The organism is Lysinibacillus sp. FSL M8-0355 (genome assembly GCF_038008985.1).
GTDB classification, from domain to species: Bacteria; Bacillota; Bacilli; order Bacillales_A; family Planococcaceae; genus Lysinibacillus; species Lysinibacillus fusiformis_D.
Genome location: NZ_JBBPAI010000001.1, coordinates 1,384,144 through 1,403,395, shown reverse-complemented (window position 1 = coordinate 1,403,395; position 19,252 = coordinate 1,384,144). Strand labels below are relative to the sequence as shown.

20 protein-coding genes are annotated in these 19,252 nt (G+C 36.0%); 9 read left to right on the top strand and 11 right to left on the bottom strand.

Going from position 1 to position 19,252, the window contains the following annotated elements; all coding sequences use genetic code 11:
- Positions 1 to 193 precede the first annotated feature (193 nt).
- The 3 genes from MKY46_RS06690 to MKY46_RS06680 form a co-directional block, all read right to left on the bottom strand.
- Positions 194 to 403: a hypothetical protein gene (locus MKY46_RS06690; protein ID WP_058843320.1), complete on the bottom strand. Its 210-nt coding sequence runs from the start codon at positions 401 to 403 to the stop codon at positions 194 to 196.
- A 160-nt stretch (positions 404 to 563) separates the two neighbouring features.
- Positions 564 to 1,223, bottom strand: a complete 660-nt coding sequence (locus MKY46_RS06685; RefSeq protein ID WP_101966356.1) for an MBL fold metallo-hydrolase — start codon at positions 1,221 to 1,223, stop codon at positions 564 to 566.
- A 76-nt stretch (positions 1,224 to 1,299) separates the two neighbouring features.
- Positions 1,300 to 2,223 (bottom strand): DMT family transporter, encoded by a 924-nt coding sequence (locus MKY46_RS06680; RefSeq protein WP_089932122.1) that lies wholly within the window; start codon positions 2,221 to 2,223, stop codon positions 1,300 to 1,302.
- Between the two features lie 113 nt (positions 2,224 to 2,336).
- Between MKY46_RS06680 and MKY46_RS06675 the strand changes: the two genes are divergently transcribed.
- The gene (locus MKY46_RS06675; protein WP_101966357.1) at positions 2,337 to 3,755 is read left to right on the top strand and encodes an aminotransferase-like domain-containing protein; all 1,419 of its coding nucleotides are present in this window, start codon (positions 2,337 to 2,339) and stop codon (positions 3,753 to 3,755) included.
- 584 nt (positions 3,756 to 4,339) lie between these two features.
- Positions 4,340 to 4,810 (top strand): inner membrane protein YiaA, encoded by a 471-nt coding sequence (gene yiaA / locus MKY46_RS06670; RefSeq protein WP_036127227.1) that lies wholly within the window; start codon positions 4,340 to 4,342, stop codon positions 4,808 to 4,810.
- Between the two features lie 250 nt (positions 4,811 to 5,060).
- Here yiaA and MKY46_RS06665 read toward each other — a convergent pair whose 3' ends face one another.
- Together MKY46_RS06665 and MKY46_RS06660 are read right to left on the bottom strand one after the other, a co-directional pair.
- Positions 5,061 to 6,110, bottom strand: a complete 1,050-nt coding sequence (locus tag MKY46_RS06665) for a 2,3-butanediol dehydrogenase (RefSeq protein WP_036127229.1) — start codon at positions 6,108 to 6,110, stop codon at positions 5,061 to 5,063.
- A gap of 19 nt (positions 6,111 to 6,129) precedes the next feature.
- Positions 6,130 to 6,768 (bottom strand): GntR family transcriptional regulator, encoded by a 639-nt coding sequence (locus MKY46_RS06660; protein ID WP_036127231.1) that lies wholly within the window; start codon positions 6,766 to 6,768, stop codon positions 6,130 to 6,132.
- A gap of 505 nt (positions 6,769 to 7,273) precedes the next feature.
- On the opposite strand from MKY46_RS06660, the gene MKY46_RS06655 reads away from it, so the two are divergent.
- Entirely contained in the window at positions 7,274 to 8,668 is a 1,395-nt protein-coding gene (locus MKY46_RS06655) for a hypothetical protein (protein WP_101966358.1), read from the top strand.
- Between the two features lie 247 nt (positions 8,669 to 8,915).
- Here MKY46_RS06655 and MKY46_RS06650 read toward each other — a convergent pair whose 3' ends face one another.
- A complete protein-coding gene (locus tag MKY46_RS06650) occupies positions 8,916 to 9,719 on the bottom strand; it encodes a geobacillin-26 family protein (RefSeq protein ID WP_036128530.1) in 804 nt (267 codons plus the stop codon).
- 537 nt (positions 9,720 to 10,256) lie between these two features.
- On the opposite strand from MKY46_RS06650, the gene MKY46_RS06645 reads away from it, so the two are divergent.
- The 3 genes from MKY46_RS06645 to MKY46_RS06635 all read left to right on the top strand — a co-directional run bounded on the left by MKY46_RS06645 (position 10,257) and on the right by MKY46_RS06635 (position 12,047).
- A complete protein-coding gene (locus MKY46_RS06645) occupies positions 10,257 to 10,454 on the top strand; it encodes a hypothetical protein (RefSeq protein WP_139149502.1) in 198 nt (65 codons plus the stop codon).
- A gap of 160 nt (positions 10,455 to 10,614) precedes the next feature.
- Positions 10,615 to 11,154 (top strand): helix-turn-helix domain-containing protein, encoded by a 540-nt coding sequence (locus MKY46_RS06640; protein ID WP_036127271.1) that lies wholly within the window; start codon positions 10,615 to 10,617, stop codon positions 11,152 to 11,154.
- Positions 11,155 to 11,186: 32 nt separating this feature from the next.
- On the top strand, positions 11,187 to 12,047 hold the full coding sequence (locus MKY46_RS06635; protein WP_036127272.1) for a YitT family protein: 861 nt from the start codon (positions 11,187 to 11,189) through the stop codon (positions 12,045 to 12,047).
- Positions 12,048 to 12,088: 41 nt separating this feature from the next.
- Here MKY46_RS06635 and MKY46_RS06630 read toward each other — a convergent pair whose 3' ends face one another.
- Positions 12,089 to 13,270, bottom strand: coding sequence for a YbfB/YjiJ family MFS transporter (locus tag MKY46_RS06630; protein WP_340833865.1), 1,182 nt, complete (start codon positions 13,268 to 13,270; stop codon positions 12,089 to 12,091).
- 100 nt (positions 13,271 to 13,370) lie between these two features.
- On the opposite strand from MKY46_RS06630, the gene MKY46_RS06625 reads away from it, so the two are divergent.
- Positions 13,371 to 14,264, top strand: coding sequence for a LysR family transcriptional regulator (locus MKY46_RS06625; protein WP_036127274.1), 894 nt, complete (start codon positions 13,371 to 13,373; stop codon positions 14,262 to 14,264).
- A gap of 198 nt (positions 14,265 to 14,462) precedes the next feature.
- Positions 14,463 to 14,780 carry a hypothetical protein gene (locus tag MKY46_RS06620; protein WP_036127276.1) on the top strand — a complete coding sequence of 106 codons (318 nt, stop codon included), beginning with the start codon at positions 14,463 to 14,465 and terminating at the stop codon, positions 14,778 to 14,780.
- On the opposite strand, the gene MKY46_RS06615 is transcribed toward MKY46_RS06620, so the two are convergent.
- The 4 genes from MKY46_RS06615 to MKY46_RS06600 are packed head-to-tail and all read right to left on the bottom strand — an operon-like array spanning position 14,775 to position 18,190.
- Positions 14,775 to 16,292: a sensor histidine kinase gene (locus tag MKY46_RS06615; protein ID WP_036127278.1), complete on the bottom strand. Its 1,518-nt coding sequence runs from the start codon at positions 16,290 to 16,292 to the stop codon at positions 14,775 to 14,777. The two genes, MKY46_RS06620 and MKY46_RS06615, sit on opposite strands and share 6 nt — an antisense overlap.
- Entirely contained in the window at positions 16,276 to 16,977 is a 702-nt protein-coding gene (locus tag MKY46_RS06610) for a response regulator transcription factor (protein ID WP_101966359.1), read from the bottom strand. Before MKY46_RS06610 ends, MKY46_RS06615 begins: the two co-directional genes overlap by 17 nt.
- Positions 16,978 to 17,030: 53 nt before the next feature.
- Complete coding sequence (locus tag MKY46_RS06605) at positions 17,031 to 17,618, bottom strand: DedA family protein (RefSeq protein ID WP_101966360.1); 588 nt, start codon at positions 17,616 to 17,618, stop codon at positions 17,031 to 17,033.
- Positions 17,618 to 18,190 (bottom strand): class I SAM-dependent methyltransferase, encoded by a 573-nt coding sequence (locus MKY46_RS06600; protein ID WP_036127285.1) that lies wholly within the window; start codon positions 18,188 to 18,190, stop codon positions 17,618 to 17,620. The genes MKY46_RS06605 and MKY46_RS06600 overlap by 1 nt, the downstream gene beginning before the upstream one ends.
- A 289-nt stretch (positions 18,191 to 18,479) precedes the next feature.
- On the opposite strand from MKY46_RS06600, the gene MKY46_RS06595 reads away from it, so the two are divergent.
- Entirely contained in the window at positions 18,480 to 19,037 is a 558-nt protein-coding gene (locus tag MKY46_RS06595; protein WP_340833864.1) for a hypothetical protein, read from the top strand.
- Positions 19,038 to 19,252 lie beyond the last annotated feature (215 nt).

Here is a 19,252-nt window from a genome sequence, read left to right as displayed (position 1 = left end):
TAATACAGAAGGTTAAATTGGTGATGTTTTATTCTGTATTTGCTTAAGTATGTTACTTTACCATCTTTTTCAGTAGTAATCCTAGGCAAAAAAATCACCTTACCTATAAGAGTAAAGTGATTTTAATCAACATTTTCTTCTATCAGTCACATAGAAAAAGTCTATTTCTCTTTAGTGAAAATTGGCAATACATTTAGCGTGACTCTTTTGGCGGTTGGCATACATCACATTTTCGTTGATGTTTATTTTTAAATTTCGTAAATGTTTTTTCAAAGTTACTTCCACATGCACATTTAAATAATAACTTTTGAGAAAAACCATGATATTCAGTCGTTAGCAACTTACTTTCCGAATTATTCTCAACAAACTTTTGAATTTCACTAATCGTCCAACGCTTATTCATTCTCTTACACCTCCATATTTTTCATTTTGCGGAGGCTTTTCTTGGCATCCGTTATAAAAAGGTCTTAATCATCTTAAGCTCTTCATTATAACATGAGCTGGCTAACAATAAAACAGACTTCCATTTACACTTAGCAATAGTTCCTCAAAAAAAGAGATCATTATTTGTAAAATTTTTGAATCTGCTCTTTAATATTTACGTTACATAATCCTCCGTGGTAACAAACTACAGATTCAATGTCTAAGTCTAAATATTTCTTCAAAGATTGACGAGCGACCTTTATATCCAAAGTAGTTGGAACATGAATTCCTCCCAGTGTACCGTTTACACTATACATCGAATCTCCAGCAACAAGTGTTTTATTTTGCTTTAAATATAAGCTGATATGGCCAGGCGTGTGCCCTGGAGTATGGATCACTCGAATTCCGCCACAATACGGTAGTTCTTGACCGTCTTTCAAGGCCACATCCACTTTCCCCTTGGGTGGATTCGCTATGTGCGCGTCTTTCAAAAGTGGTAAATCCCCCTGGATATAAGGCTTATCTAGTTCGTGCGCATAGACTTTTATATTACTTCCACAATTTCGCACTATTTCCGGGAGGCTGCCTATATGATCTATATCCTGATGTGTCAAAATCACAACCTTTAGGTTATCGAACGACATGCCTACCTTATCCATTGCTACGCGCAAATCTTCCATTTGACCTGGGAATCCAGTGTCTATTAAAACAGCCATTTCCTGATCCCATAAAAGTGTTGGATGAATGATGTTCCCATTAAATTCAAGAGCCAGAATCTCTACTCCCTTAGAAATTTTCATAGCTTCATTCTCCTTTTAAATTTGATTTAATCAATGTAGAATAATAGAATTTCTTACCTCTCTTATTCAAGCTATATTAATTTTTCACATCCTGAAGCATAGTCCTATTGCGCCAAAGCAACTCCCTCAATGTTTCGAAATTGACTAGAACCGTTCCAGCAATAATCGTCAGAGTACCTATGCCTGTTAGCCAAGAAATATATTCATGATAGAGGGTCACACCTAATGTAACGGCAATGACTGGTGAGATATACAGCCATGTAGAAGGAAAAACAGGATTCGTTCGGGAAACAAGCCAATAATAAATGCTATGGCCGATCATTGAACCAAAAATAATTAAATAAAGAAGAGAGCCAATTGAAGCTGGGCTTAAAAGATAATGAAGCTGAATGTTCTCAGTAAAAAGTGACAAAACGATTAATAAAATCCCACCATGCATCATTTGCGCTGCATTTAAAGCAATTGGAGATGTCGTTTCAAATTTTCGGATGACATGTTTCGTATAAATGGTTCCAGATGCATAAAAAACTTCCCCTAGTATTATGGCAAAACAACCAACCATCCAGAAGGGACTAATCTCAATTGAAAGGCTAGGTAAGATCAAGAACGTAACACCAATGACTCCGACAACACAACCAATAAATGATTTTCGATTTCCTTTTTGCTTCAATAGGAATGTCTGTATAATAATGATCATCATTGGACCTGTAGCAGATAAGACAGCTGCAATCCCTGATGTCACATACTGTTCTGCCCAATATAATGTGGCAAACGTCCCAAAGGTTAAGCCCACTCCTGTAAAAAACATCTCTTTACGAAATAACACCCGTATTGTCGTTCTTTCTCTCCAAACCATAAAACTAAATAGCAGTAAACCGGCAATAAAAAAACGGAGGCCAGCTGATAAAAACGGAGGCATTCCTGCATCAACACCAATTTTAATCGCTAAAAAAGTCGTTCCAAAAATCAAACACATGAAAAAATAATTAATAAGTACCATATAAACCTCCTCCTCTTTTTCTATCATAAAAGAAAGACAATAGAACAGATTAAAAGGGATAGAACAGATTAGATAGGTTCGTGGTACAATCGTTTTGAAAAGGAGGAATCAATATGGGCAAAGCAAATCAAAATGAAGATTATCTTTTTAACAAAGTTTACGATTATGTACTGCACCGTATAGAACGTAAAGAATGGAAAGAACATGACAAGATTCCCTCCGTCCGACAATTAGCATCTGAAATGAATGTTCATCGATTAACGGTATTAAAAGCTTATCAATTACTAAAACAGCATGACAAAGTTTATGTAAAAGATAAAGCAGGCTATTATGTCCAATCAACTGTAACGAAAAATCTTGAATATCTAGATCAGGACAATCCCATTGTTTCTGCATACGTAAAAAAAAATCATTTATCCGAAATCCATCAACCCTCTGTTTCCTATCATTTTTCTCAGGCGTTGATTGATCCAAATCTTTTGCCTAATCATTATTTTTCAGATTATGTGAAGGAAGTGTTTGATCTTTATCCTAAAGTACTTGCCACCTACTCAACTGTACAAGGTGATCTAGAGCTGCGTGAAACACTCACTCACTATTTTATCAACCAGTATAAAACTCATTTGAGTGCAGATAATCTGTTAATCACTTCTGGCTCACAGCAAGCGATTCACTTAATCGCTCAAGCTTTTATTAAACCAAGAGACGTCGTTTTATTTGAACGTCCAAGCTACAGTGCTGCGATTGATATTTTTAGAGCACAAGGAGCACAGATTGTAACGGTTGATATCCATCCAGAGGGCTACGATTTAGAACAGGTTGAATACTATATTAAACAATACAAGCCGCGCCTATTTTATCTCAACCCCACATTCCATAACCCGACTGGTTATACTGTTTCTGTCGAGCAGCGCAAAAAATTAGTAGAACTAGCTGAACAATATCGATTTCTATTAATTGAAGACGATGCCTATCACGACATCTATTTTGATCAAGCCCCACCACCACCCATTTACACGTACGATAGTGCTGGAACAGTCATTTATATCCGAAGCTTTTGCAAATATATCTCTCCTGGCTTGAGAATTGCGACTGTGATTTGTCAATCATCATTAATGAACTCACTCCTAATAGAAAAATCATTGGCTGATAATGGCTCACCACTTCTCAATCAAAAAATTTTTCTCCATTACTTTTCATCCCTAAGATTGCAACAGCATTTGGAGAAAATTAGGATCGCCCTACAGATTCGAAAGGAAATCATGGAAGAAGAGCTAGCTGTAACAGGTTGGCGATGGACTAGCCCAAAAGGTGGTCTGAATTTATGGGTGCAGCTCCCAGATAATGTTCCAACTGAATTATTACTATCTAAAAGTATTGAACAATCTATATCCTTTGTACCGGGTCAAATTTGTGATCCATTAAAACAACTATCATCCTGGGTACGTTTAAGCTATTCTTATGCAAATGAAAAACAACTAAGGGAAGGAGTAAAAAGGTTGGTTGCAGTGGCACAATCTCTTTCTACGTGAGGGGTACTTTTTTGAAACCAGCTACTCACTTTCAAATGGGCCTAGGCTTTTAAATTTTCTTTAAAAGCCTTTTATTAGCATTTAAATACAATTGTTGCAACTGACCAATTTAATTTCAACCATAAGTCAGGTTTTACACAGCTTTATTTATGCCTTAGCTATTATCAACCATTTAAATTATTTCGTTCATTGTTCGTCAATAACAGTGGGCAAAGCAACAATAGGCAGCCACATCTACCTAACATATTCTGCTGTCTATTTGAATAAAATGAAAAAAAGTTATACACCTAGTTCTTATCGGTACAACAGATTCCTGCCCCTAAAAAGGAATTGCAACAAAGGACAGAAAAAATTGTCTCGGGGTAAAGCGCAAATTTACCAAGAAACAATAATCGTCCCTTTAAATTCGATGAAGCCACATTGACTATCTATAGTGCAGCAAAATAACGGTCAAGTATAAAGCCGCTTCCTTCAAAGGGGGTTGCTTTATTACTGAAAAGCCAGTTTTAGAGAAATTTCTGTTCTCATCACATCCCTGTAGAATAAGAATGTTTTGATACAGAGATAGAAGGAGGAGAAAGATATTGTCTAATCAAAATGAGACATCATTAGATAAGGGAAAACAGCCTGATCCGAAAATAAAAGTAGAAAGGAAAGAGGGAGAACCGACTGCTGCTTTCAAGGGTGCTTCCTGGGCAGCACTGTTCGTAGGTGTTACTGCTTATCTTATAGGCCTATTTAACGCAACGATGCAACTAAACGAAAAAGGATATTACTTAGCTGTTTTAGTATTCGGGCTCTATTCAGCAGTATCTTTACAAAAATCAGTAAGAGATAAAGATGAGGGAATACCAGTTACTACTATTTATTATGGTATTAGTTGGATTGCACTTATTGTATCTATTTTATTAATGGGTATTGGTTTATATAATGCTGGAAGTATTGTTTTAAGCGAAAAAGGATTCTATGGTATGTCATTTGTCCTTAGTTTATTTGCCTCCATAACAGTTCAAAAAAATATTAGAGACACACAGAGGGCAAGAGAAAGAAATTAAACTATATGACAAAAAGAATCGTGAAATTCATTCTCGATTCTTTTTGTCATTTTTCTTCTCTTATTATATTTCAAAAATATCGAGTATAAACGCTTTCTTAAGCTGCAACGCCCCTCTTCCCCTCAATGAAGTTCAGCAAATCCTTTGAAAAACAGTTTTGAATCATCAAACAGGCTATAAGAAAAGAGCATGACTATAATAAGCCATACTCCCTTTGTTAGGATAGATTTATTTTAATCTATCCATGTTATTAATTTTCTCCACTTATCGCGACTAAAATTTTAGATTGTGATTTGTCGTTTGTTAACGTTTTGAATCCTTTATCAACAATGTCATCTAATTCAATTTGACTTGTGATGATACCCTGTGGATTTAATTGACCAGAGCTCATTGCATCAATTGTTCTTTGGAAAATTGACGGTGTATAAACAATTGATGACAGTACATTAACACCTGTGTTTGTAAGCTGCATTGGATTCCATTCGATTGGTCTTGCAAAAATCGAAACGATCATCATGTTACCGCGTGGTTTTGTAACATCAATTGCTTGTTTAAAGGTAGGAGCTACTCCCGCAACTTCAAAGGATACATCAACCCCACCTGCTACAATCGATCGAACGGCTTGTACAGGATTTTCTTTACCAGAGTTAATGGCATGGGTTGCACCTAATTCTTTTGCCTTTTCTAATCGATCATCGGATAAATCTAATACGATAACTTTACTTGCACCCGATGCTTTTGCAGCGATTACTGTTAACAATCCAATTGGTCCAGCACCAAATACAGCTACAGAATCTCCTAATGTAACCCCAGCATCTTTGACTGCTTGTACAGCAACAGCCATTGGTTCTACTAGTGCACCATCTTTTAATGTTAAGTTATCTGCTAAACGGTGTACATTTGTTACAGGGACATTGACATATTCCGCAAATCCACCGTTTCCATGTAGTCCGATGAAATTAAATCCATCATATCGATCGACATCTTCATGTTTGTTTCTATAAGTTAATGTAGGATTGATGACAACTCGGTCTCCTGCCTTTAAGTCCGTAACCTTAGAGCCAACTTCTTCGATAATCCCAGCAAATTCATGACCCATTGTAAGCGGGGCAACTTCACCTGTTAATTCAGCTTTTACATCAACTGGTACAAAAACTGGACCTTCTTCGTATTCATGCAAATCACTTCCACAAATACCAGCCCATGCTACTTTTACTTTCACTTCTTCTTCTCTTAAAGCTCGTAATTCAACCTCTTCGACTCTAATATCTTTCACATTATGCCAAACTGCAGCTTTCATTTATGTTACCCCCATAAAATTATTTAAATTGGTACCATAAAATAACATCTTTAATAGCCACTCGTGCATGATTAAAATCCGACACTTCTATACACCTGATAAACGTGTTGATGGACAGATGGTAGGATTCAACTAGATCCATTTTCCATTTTGTTTGTGCAGCTACATTTGTAACAAATATGGTTTCTTTAAAGAATCGTAGCATCGCAATATTTCCTGTAACATCAAAAAACAATTGTAACAAGTGCGCAAACGAAACAACATATTCATAAATATTTTCAGCAGACTTTCTTTGTTTCATCGCTTCAAAACGAAGTAATAGTTCATTTTGCAAATCGGCATTCCATTTAGGTTCACACTTTGTAAGTGCAGAATCCAATAGGTAATAAAGCGCTTCCAAATAATCCTTCAATTCCTGATCCGATATAGTCTTAACTCTTACACCTTTATGTTGTACTTTTTCGACTACACCATCTTTTTGTAAAAGATAAAGAGCCTCACGGACAGGTGCATGACTTACTTGTAACTCTTTTGCAATTTCCGCTTCGATTAAGCGCTGACCTTGTTCATAATAACCAGAAAATATGCGAAATAATAATCGTTCAGCTATTTGTTCAGAAATTGTTTTTTTTGAAATTGAACTTTCATCAAACCCCATCAAACCACTCCATTAAATTTATATCCTTTATTTTAACATAGTTTAGTGTATAGGGTGATTAGCTATAGGTGTTATATATTATGGATTATAGATTATCGATAATCTATAAAAGTATTTTAATATAAAAATCCATTTCTTTCAATTATCTTGTTTGAGGTGTAGTTTTCGGCCACTATTGTATAACATCAAGCATCTTTTAAGAGGCCCTTTAATTTGCTAAGAAAGTGGTTGTTAAGTTGATTACTTGTTTATAATAAGAGGCATTTCATTGAGATAGTTGGCAAAGATGCAGATAAAGACACTAGAAAATCCTATAGTTTAGATTGCTTAAAGTTCTCCTTACAATTTGAGCACTTCATTAATAACTTAATTTCCCATCATTATTAGTTAATTATTTCTATTTTCAATTCACACAGCATTTCACCTAGGTCAAAATTTTTCAAAATCATCACCATCTTTTTTTCTCTTCATATTCTATAGAATCAGAATATTGAGGGGGAAACGTATGGGGATTGAATTCACAGCTCTCCATTGGATTTATGTTGTTTTTATTGTACTCATCATCGGATTTATGGTTAAACGTCGCGATACCACCCTCATTTGTGTAGTAGGCATCTTTATGCTAGCGATTGTTGCGACTGGCGATTTCACTTCGTCCATAAGTGGTGTGTTTAACAGCTTTATTTATGCTATTACAGAGCTGCTATCAACGATTCTTATTATTTCGATTATTGTTGCCATGAGTCGAGTGATGATGACTTCTGGTATTAATGAGGTTATGGTTGCACCTTTCACGAAGATTATTAAAACACCAGCACTCGCCTATTGGACGATTGGTCTATTAATGATGTTTATCTCATGGTTTTTCTGGCCATCCCCTGCAGTCGCACTGTTAGGGGCGGTGCTCTTACCTGTTGCGATTCGGGCTGGCCTCCCAGCACTTGGCGTTGCCATGGCGATGAACTTATTTGGGCACGGTATTGCGTTATCAAGTGATTTTGTCATACAAGGGGCTCCAAAACTAACGGCTGATGCTGCTGGAATTCCTGTTGGTGATGTCGTTTCAGCTAGTATTCCACTCGTCATTACAATGGGGATTGTAACGACAATTGTTGCTTATTTTTTCTTACGACGAGATATGAAACGAGGAACCTTACTTTTGAATACTGTCGGTGAAGCTGGTGAAGATAGACATGAAATTGTGGAAAATTTACTGTCTGTCGGGCAAAGACGATTTTTTGCTGTACTCATTCCCATTGCTTTCGTCTTAGATGTCATTGCAATGGCTGTCTTTAAATTGCAAGGCGGCGATGCAACAGCTTTAATCGGAGGAACCTCTGTTTTCATCTTACTTTTGCTTAGTGTTGTTACTCACAAAGCTGAGGGGCTCGAAAAGACGACAAGCTATTTGATTCAAGGATTCCAATTCGGCTTTAAAGTGTTCGGACCTGTCATCCCTATTGCCGCCTTTTTCTATCTTGGAGATGCTGGCTTTACACAAATTCTCGGTGACCATTTACCCGCTACCTCACATGGAATTGTCAATGATCTTGGTGTTGGTCTTGCTGCGGTAGTACCTTTAACAAAGGAAATTGCCGTGGTCACTTTAGCAGTGGTTGGCGCTATTACAGGGTTAGATGGCTCAGGCTTTTCGGGAATTTCCCTAGCTGGCTCTGTCGGCAGTCTGTTCGGCAATGCCCTTGGTGAAGGAACCGCAACGTTAACTGCTTTAGGACAAATCACAGCTATTTGGGTTGGTGGCGGAACATTGATTCCTTGGGCATTAATTCCAGCCGCTGCCATTTGTAATGTGAGCCCATTTGAGCTAGCAAGACGAAACTTAATCCCTGTGGTCATTGGGCTTGTTGCGACGACGATAGTTGCGGTGTTTTTGATTTAAATAAGGCTCCTTGATGTCCCCAAAAGTTAGAGTCAAAAATCTAACTTTTGGGGTACAGGACTATATCGGTAGTCCTTTTTCCTCGAGTCAATTTATTGCATGTACTATTAAAAATTCAAACATGGCAAGTGTACACAGAAAAAACGAGCTCTATAGATTGCTCGTTTCAAAGTAATTTTATTAACATACAAATTAGCCATCTATCTAAAAAATTCCAGACAGATGGCCTTTAGTGATACGTATAATCTTAAACTTGGAAGTAATAATAATGAGCGTCTTTTGCTGCTCTATTCATTGATATTGCATAATTGTAAGCAGCACCAGTTACTCCAGCTGCAGCTAATCCGACTGCAATCCCTGCACCTCCATTTATAGCACCAACTATTAGCGCAGCTATAGCTAATATGCCAGCTCCAGATGCTGCACCAATATACTTCCATTCATAATCATTTAAATCGTTAACAGCATTTTTAAACTTTTCTAGGTTAGTTGCGTTACCAGTTGTTTTCTTTACATCTTTATACAACCAGTTTATTGGATTATCAGGATTTGGTCTGCGTAATTGCCATGATTCAGGTGAAGTAAATTCAATAGTATATTCATAGTTTGTGAAAGTATCTTGTTTCATCGAAGATGCGAAAGCGCTAATATCTCCAGATATCGATTCTTTCAATGACTCTTCTAAAGCTGCAAGTTCATTCAAATCTATTACTAATTTGGATGAATCATCACCCTTAATTTGAGTTGTTAAAACATTCGAATTTTTATCAAATATTGCGACCATTGGTTTGCCATTTTCAATTGACTCTACTATTCTAAAATTCTCATTATCTTCAATTACATTTATTTGAAGACTACCAAGGTATTCAATTGCTTCCTTATCAACCATACCTAATTCTGAATTAAAGTCCGAATTATCAATTAATTTTTTTGACGAAGATAGGAAGTTATTCTTTTCCATTTCGTTAGCGTTTGCTAGAATTGGAGCGAAATTTGAAAATATAAGAACAGCAGTAATCACAAAAATTAAACTTTTAATAATTTTTTTCATTTTTTATTCTCCATTCAAGTTATTTAGGGAATAGTTAAATTCCTCACATCTCCCTCACTCTCCTATCCTTTATTAATTTCCCCTATATTTCCATATTACTATATAATTGGTTATATATATAGTTTTAGGGAATGTTATTCTAATTATTAATCGAGCAAAAATAATAAATTTAATATTAATAGACATATCCCTACTAATAAAAAAATAAAAGCTAATATATTATTATGCACATTTTTTTCCTTTTTATTTTTAAGTAATAAGTATATACTGCAAGTTATAAATATTATAAAGAGTAAAAAAAATCCGACAATTGCTAACCATGACATTACAATATCACTCCATTCTTTTTATTATTAAAGTCTTGATTATAAAGAGCAAAAAGAGATAATTCTCAGGTACTTTATTTTCCTACTCTCCATAACACTAATTTGTTAATTATATCCTTATTTTAAACATTATACCTTAATAATTTAAAAAACTTTCATGGACTTGACCTACTTAATATGTCTAAATTGGAAACAGCTCAGGGTAATAATAATGACGCGGTTTCAATTAGAATGTCCTAATATGTTTTATATCGGTGGCGGAACATTGATTCCTTGGGCATTAATTCCAGCCGCTGCCATTTGTAATGTGAGCCCATTTGAGCTGACAAGACGAAATTTAATATCTGTGGTCATTGGGCTTGTTGCGATAGTTGCTATGTTTTTAATCTACCATCTTAGTAGAGAGTGATACAATGAATTATTTCCTGTTCCTTCTATAAAAGAGGAAAATTCACTTGCCATTTGACTGTACATCTTAAAAAAAATATATTATATTTGATAACGTTCTCATTTTGATAATATTACTTTCTTTCCTTAAAGCCATCTCATTTTTAGAAGGAGGAGAATTGATGCACAGCAAAGCAGATGTCTTAATACATCCTGTGAGAATGAAGATTTTACAAGCTCTGTTGCATATGAAAAAGGAAGGCTTAAGTACTTTAGAGATGATTACAATCATTAAGGATGTGCCACAAGCTACTTTATATCGCCACATTCAAATCCTTATGGACGAAAACATCATCAAAATTGTTAGAGAGCGAAAAATCCGTTCAGTTACAGAAAAATTTTATGCCTTAAATGAACATGCGGCAAAATTTAGCGAGGAGGATTGGCGAAAACTAACGAAGAAGCAAAAATTAACGTATATGTCCTATTATCAATTAACATTACTGTCTAAATATCAACATTATTTATCCTCACTTGAAGAAAAAGAAAGTGAAAGCGACTTAGCTACTTTTTCTTTACATGATTTAACCTTAACTACTGATCAATTTGTAAGCTTCGAACATGATCTTAACAATTTACTCACTAAATACTATAATATGGCCGACTCAAATAAAGGTTCTGAGACTAAAACAATTGCGATAAATATTATTCCAAAACCTTAAGTACTATTGACGTAAAGAAATGGAGAAGATTTATGAAAAAAGGAAAGTCACTAGAAAATATACGAAAATTAATTATGATTATTATTGGAGCAGTGATTGCCGCTTATGGACTAGAAGCTGTATTAATTCCAAATGCTGTCATTGACGGCGGTGTAACGGGTCTAAGTATTATGGGGGCTCACCTCTTCGGAATCCCGTTAGGCATACTGCTCTTTGTCTTAAATATTCCGTTCATTTATATCGGTTATAAGCAAGTTGGAAAAACCTTTGCATTAATGAGTAGTGCTGGTATCGCAGCATTATCCATTTCTACGGTGCTTTTACATGATGTTAAAACCATTTTAGGCCCAAATGATCCCTTACTGATTGTCTTATCTGGTGGTATGCTGCTCGGTGTGGGTATCGGGATTGTATTACGTAACGGTGGTGCTTTAGATGGTTCTGAAGTTTTAGCTGTACTATTATCACGTAAAATTCCATTTTCAGTCGGCGATATTATCTTATTTATCAACGCCTTTATTTTCTTAGGGGCAAGCTTTATCTTTGGCTTAGAGAGTGCTTTATACTCAGCTTTAACATATTATATTGCAAAAAATGTTATTGATATTATCCAAGTTGGTTTAGAGAAATCAAAAGAAGTTCGTGTGGTTAGTGCAAAATCTGAGGAAATTGGGGACGCGATCCAAGCTCGTCTAGGACGTGGTGTTACTTATACACATGGACGTGGTGGTTTCTCTAACGAACCAACGGAAATTTTAAACTGTGTCATTAACCGTATGGAAGAAAATAAATTAGTTTCAATTATAAAGGATATCGATGAAGGTGCTTTTGTTGTCATTTCTGATGTTTCTGAAGTTCGTGGTGGGAACTTTAAGAAACGAGATATCCATTAATGTAAAAGTAAGTAAGACGCAGATAGGTCTTACTTACTTTTTTATTTACTTATGGGAGCAGCCATCCTATCATATTTTACTCCACCAATTAAACATAGAGCCCCAAGCACTACTACAGCGGCAGCGCCTATCAATGCATACTGATAGCTATTCGTCACATTCGCAATTGTCCCTGCTATGGATGGGCCAATCATTTGGCCAAATGCATAACCAGCAGTTAAATAGCCTATAATTTGATGACTGTTTATCGGTACAATATGTCTTGCTAATGTTGTGCCAACTGTTGTAATGCCCATAAAGGTTGCACCAAAAATAAAGGCACTGGCATAAAGGGTAAGCGTATTCGTTGTAAATGCAGGTAACACGATACCAAATGCTTGCAATAGCATAGAGATCAGTAATGTTCTTACATAGCCATAATGCTGTGCTAGCTTCGACCATACAATACATGAAGGAATCGCCGCAACGCCCACTACAAACCATACAAAAGCTGCATCTCCATGAAAGCTTGTTGACTCCTGTGCAATCGACACAATAAAGGTACCTGTGACAATATAGCCAAGCCCCTCAAGGCTATAGGCTATGATTAACCATTTTAGCCACGTCTTCGGTGGAGCTTTCTGAGGCGCAATGGCTTGACTTACTAAGTGTTGTTCATACGGTGGGATCGGTTTGATGAATCTTATAATCAGCACAAACAATACGACACAAAACAGAGCTAAAGCAATCCAAGTTCCATTCCATTGAAAAATGGCATGTATTGGTGAAACAATGATGGCACTTAAAGCAATACCTGTCCCTACCCCACTATAGAAAAGTCCTGATAGATGCATGTTACGACTGCTAGCTAACTGATCAAGGACAAGGCTCGCAATGACGACAAAAATAAAGGCACTCATTATACCTGAGATAAACCGCAGTATGTACCATATAAGGATTGCATTCATAATGCCCATGAAGGCAGTAGTTAAAATGCTAATAACGAGTGCTAGCTGTAAAAAAGGAATGCGTTTATTTGCTATAGGTAAACGCCCTGCCACCAATGCTCCTACTAGATAGCCTAAATAATTGCTTGTGGCTAAATATCCTGCTGTTGCAAGGCTAAATTCAAATGTTTCTTGCATATACGGTAAAATAACTGTATAGGAGAAACGAGTGATGCCCATGGCGATTACCAATGTAAAAATCCCACCAATTACATATTGAATCGTTTGCTTGTGCATAGAATCACCCCTTCCAATTTACTATAACAAATATCCAGATATCACAAATAGACTCAATTCGTTATAATAGGTATCAAAAAAACTGATAGTTGGAGGATCTATGAATATTAATGATTTAACGATCTTTCGGACAGTCGTCCAAACAGGTAGTTTTTCTAAAGCTGCCACAGCACTTAATTACACGCAATCCAACATCTCTATGAAAATTCAAAGTCTTGAGACGCTGTATAGCACAACATTTTTTTATCGCGGACATCGTGGAATACAGCTTACACCGAAAGGAGAACAATTTTACGAGCTAGTCTTAAAAATGCTTCACCTCTATGAAAAATCCTTTGAGATTGTTCAGGATACAGGAGAACCAAAAGGTGTATTACGAATTGGATCAATGGAAACGACTGCAGCACTAAACTTACCAGCGTTATTAACCATATTTCATCAAGCTCATGAACAGGTGGATATTACCATTTTGACAAGCCCTTCACAGGATAATATTGACCGGTTAGAAAATTATGAATTAGATGGTGCATTTGTCACTGGACCTGTTTATAAAGAAAATCTATTGGTAAAGGAGTTTGTCTACGAGGAGCTTGTTATTGTCACATCTAGCAAGCATAAACCAATTAAGCAGCTGCGAGATTTAGCGAGTAGCACTGTAATTACATTCCGTCATGGCTGTTCCTATCGGGCTATTTTAGATCATTGGTTACATGAGGATGGTGTACGCCCACAAAATCGAATGGAGTTTGGAACACTTGATGGAATCTTAGGCTGTGTTGCTGCGGGATTAGGTTTTACCTTACTTCCTCGTGCCATCGCGGAAAAATATAGTGCCACACAAGCATTGGCACTGCATGCGATCACGAACAAGCAAGCACAAATTCCTACGTGGTTTATTTATCGTAAGGATGATGTACAGTCTCCTATACTACAGTATTTTTTAGAATCTCTTGATGCTTACCAACGTTGCGAGAATACTAGCCAAAAGTTTTGAAATGCTTTCTATCACTTTGGTATTGCTATCCATCACTTTGATAACGCTATCCACCACTTTAGTAACGCTATCCTTTACTATCCACCTTCTACTAAAAAGCTGTTCAGCACATAATCCTTGGCTGAGCAGCTTATGTTTTCTTTTGACGACTGAATACATTTCCTTTAGGCTGTAATTACATACTGAAGGGAGCTTTTTATGGATATTTTTATCGCTAGTAATCGACAATTACCTATCCGCTACTATGTGCAGGAAGCGGTCTGGATTCGTCGTGGAGGGAGCACAAAACTGCCAGAGTTAACACTGCCGTTTTTCGTCGAGGTAGAGATTCAAAACCACTATAACTTACAAATCATTACAGACTATATTTTTGACTTTCAAAAACAATACAAGCAAACAGAAATTCAACTCTTCATCAAGGACACAGCTCTCCTAGCAACCATGCAGGAAATGCTAGGTCATCATAAACACAGACAGCATGCTATTTACATTCTTCCACTGCAATTGAACTTATGAAGCTGCTAATGGCAATGTAATAATAAAATACAATGTCTCATTTTTATATTTAGCGTGAATCGTTCCTCCATGAAGCTCTACGATGCTTTTGGCAATCGCTAACCCAAGTCCCGAACCTTCTGTAACATTTGTTCTCGCTTGATCCTTTTTATAAAATCTCTCGAATAAACTATCAAGCTCCTCCGTTGTAAAGGCATCACTTTGATTTGCCACGCAGATACGCATATGATCGTCTTGCCCTTCAAGAGAAACCATAATTTTTCCATCATCAGCGCTATAATTAATAGCATTGATGAGTAAATTATCAAACACACGAACAATTTTTTCCGAATCAAGCGCCGCAAAAATTTTTTCCTCTGAGAAATGTTTCATAAAAATCCGTTGTTTTTCCTCTGCTAAGGGTACTAATTCCTCCATTAGTTGATCGAGTAGCTCATTCACACAAACCTGTTGTCGTACTATTGTATTTTTATCATTCGTTAGCTTGGTATACTCAAATAAATCATCAATTAAATTTTTCAATTGCTCAGATTTAGAAAAAGCTATTTTCAAATATTCGTCATACTGCTCTTTCGTCTCATACTTCTCTTCGCTTAATAAACGTAAATAACCCATAATAGAGGTAAGAGGTGTTCTCAGGTCATGTGAAACATTTGTAATAAGCTCATTTTTTTGTTGCTCGATTTTTCGCTCCATTTCGATGCTTGTCATAATTTTTTCCGCCATTTGGTTAATATTATCGGTTAGTAATGCAATTTCATCTTGTCCTTTTTTCTCAATACGATAAGCTAAATTTCCTTTTGCGATGACCATAACCCCCTCTGCCAATGCCTCAATTTGATTCATTTTACGCTTGGTACTATAGAAAAAAGATACGATAAACAAAATAACCCCAATGAAAAAAGGTATGGGCCCTTCGCTTGTACTAGTTATCGCTTCACCTTGTGGAAGCCCACTCACGAAGAAATAATAATTTTTATCTTGCAGGGTTAGCGGCACTAACGTGGTAAATGCCTCTCGTGATGTTTCTATCGCACCTGGATACGTATGGTTAAACGGTTGATTGATTGCAAAATCCATGACATTTCTTATTTCTTCATGCAGATCAATTTCTTGCTCTTTGACCTGCTTGGTTTTATATAAAATCTTCCCGCCCTCATCTGTCACAATAATTTGTAAAGCATTCTGGGCACTGTCCACCTTGTCATTTTCTTGGTCAATCCATTGCTTTAACACATTAACACTATTTTCTTGGATCGCTAATTCTGCTGTATCCTGTGCCTGATAATACATCATCTGCATACTGGCACTATAATCCACCATCACGGTCTCATTGATATTCTCAAACAATGGGAGGACTGCACGTGACACCAAAAAGCTGCCCAGCGCACATAGGATAAACGTTGTAAATAGTTGAATTCGAATGCTACGCTGGATATTGTTTTTTATCTTCGTACCGATATGTTTGAAGAGCCCTATGAGCTTACATAAAAACCTAAAGATCTTTTTCAACTTTATATCCTACTCCCCATACTGTTTTGATATATTGAGGATTTCTTGGATTTGTTTCAATTCGCTCTCGAATTTTACGTATATGGACCATCACTGTATTTTCTGATTGAAAAGCCTCCTCTTTCCAGACCCTTTCATAAATTTGCTCTGCACTCATCACGATGCCTGGATTACGGACAAGCAATTCTAAAATCGCAAACTCTCTTGGTGTTAACTTGACTTTTTCATTATTGACAAAAACCTCATGTGTCGCAGTATTAATACGTAAATCACCGATTTCCAGCTCTTCATTATTGCTGCTATTCATGCCATTCATTTTCAGATAGCGACGAAGCTGTGATTTAATGCGGGCAATTAACTCTAACGGATTAAAGGGCTTTGTCACATAGTCATCAGCGCCTATTGTTAAGCCAACAATCTTGTCCATATCCTGAGATTTTGCTGTCAGCATAATAATAGGCATTTCCGCAATTTCTCTTACCTTCATACACATTTCAGTACCATCCACTTTAGGCATCATTAAATCCAGTACAATTAAGTGCACCTGATGCTTCTTTAATAGCTGCAAGCCTTCTTCCCCATCACAAGCCTCTAGCACATGATAGCCTTCATTTTTTAAATAAATAGCAATAAGATTCCGTATCTCTTTTTCATCATCTACAATTAAAATGGTTTCTTTACTCATCTAACCCCACCAATAATCAAATATTTGTCCATTATAACGTTTCCTCATTTTAACTATTTTTTTAATTTTCGTATATAAAAATAATAAAAACTGCTGATGATTACGCTGATAATTCCAAAATAAATACCATATTTAGTAGCCAGCATCGAAATAACTTCCATTTGACTGCCAAATAATAAACCAAGTGTAAAATACATCAATGTCCAAACAAAGCCTGTTGTATAGGAAAACAAGGCATACGTTTTAAAGGGCATATTATTCATCCCCACCAAGTACGGCAAGATATGTCGAACAATCGGAATAAAATAGCTCAGTACTAATGCAAAGCGACCATATTTATTTAGTAATTCCTTTGATTTTACAAGGTATTTTGCCTTGTTCTTTTTGATAAGTTTGTCGAGCACTCGATGTCCAAAGATTTTACCAAGGAAATACCCTAGTGAAAGCCCCGAAATAACACCTAGATAGGTCAGTAAAAAGGATTTCCATACGACCATTTTTTCTAACGAAGATAAAAAGCCACCACTCATCACAATCATCTCATCTGGTAGCGGCATCCCTATAATGCCTAACCATAAACTAAAAAACAAAGCAAAATAGCCATATTGTTCAATGAATCCTAAAAGATCCTGTAGCTCCATTAACTAGCCCTCGTATGACCAAGTTTACAGCTTAGTACATATGCTGGCGGCATATTCATCCATACTTTTTCATGAGAAATATCCTCAAAATATGATTGAAAGAATGCTTTTTTCACAAGTGAATATTGGAATGTTATAAATTTTCCATTGCGTAAACAATCCTTCACATTGCTTAAAATACAACATGATACATCAGACTTTAAAGAGGTAAATGGCAGCCCAGAAATGACATAATCAATTTTTTCTATATGGAGTTCGTCCATAAACTGCCTTAAGTTTTCTGCTGAGCCATTGACTACCACAACATTGGCTTCATGTGCAAATTGATGACGTAGCTTTTCACAAAAAATCGCATTATGTTCAATGAGAATAAGCAATGTAGCTGGCTGCTTTCTTTTCACAAGCTCTGTAGTAAAGGAACCCATCCCTGGTCCAAGCTCGACAATGCATTGAGCCGTTTCAAAGCAAATGGGTTGTACCATTTTATGAGCCAACTTTTTGGAGCTAGGTGATATTGCTCCAATTGTTTTCGGATGTTTGATAAATTCAGTTAGGAAGGTAATGAGTTGCATGTCGTTTTCTCCTCGCTTTGCTTACATTGTTGATGGTTCTAACTATAAAGAGTATTTCTTAAAGATTTGCAAGGAGAATTCTTAACTTTTTCTTAAGGTTTTACAATATTTGGTTGATTCCATAATGGTTACATCTTTGTATGGAATATTTGTAGGTTAATAAAAAAAATCACTCATTCTTTGAGATGAGTAATTTTTGACAAATAGCTATATGGAGCGACTGCTGACAACACCTTCCATTATTGATATAATTTAATAGAATAACGAATTATGTAAGGAGATAACATTTATGAATAAACCTTTTTATAAAAAATGGTGGTTTATTTTAATCATCACATTTATTGTCATTGGTGCTATTGGAACTACAATGATTGGTGACGATCAGAAAACTTCTGAAAAGGAATTAAAGGAGAAAAATGATACCATCGTTATTGATATGAAAGCTGCAAATGATACAAGTATCCCCCTAGAGGAACGTATTGCCAAGATAGCTACTGATTTATTTGGAACTACTACAACTGATGGTCGCGATCGAGATATTAGGGTTGAAAGCATGGGAGATACCTATTATTTAAAGCTGATGATTGATGATTCCATAACAAAAAAGAAAAAGCTAAATGATGCTCAACAAAATACAGTTAAATTACTTAAAATTTTAAAGGATGTAGAGGATATGGGTAATATCCACATCAATTGGCAAGATCACTTCAAAGATGATTATGGTAACCCTACTACTGGGTCTGCAATGACCACGGTCATTAAAAAGACGGATATGGACAAGATTGATTTAGCTAATTTCCAAGCATCTGACTTGAAAAAGATAGCTTCATATTACTATAGTACATAGTGTTTTTAAGTAAAATCGGCTTTTCAAATATGAAGTATACAATGAAAAGTCACCAGGAATTCAATTTTAAATTATTAGAACACCTTCCAAACAGTTGGAGGGTGTTTTTGAAAACTAATTTGATTTTTGAGTCTTTCTTTAGTTCCTCACATATTACTTGCTGAAGTTTGTATGATTTATTAAATTTTGAGGTACACATTGGAGTAGACATTATA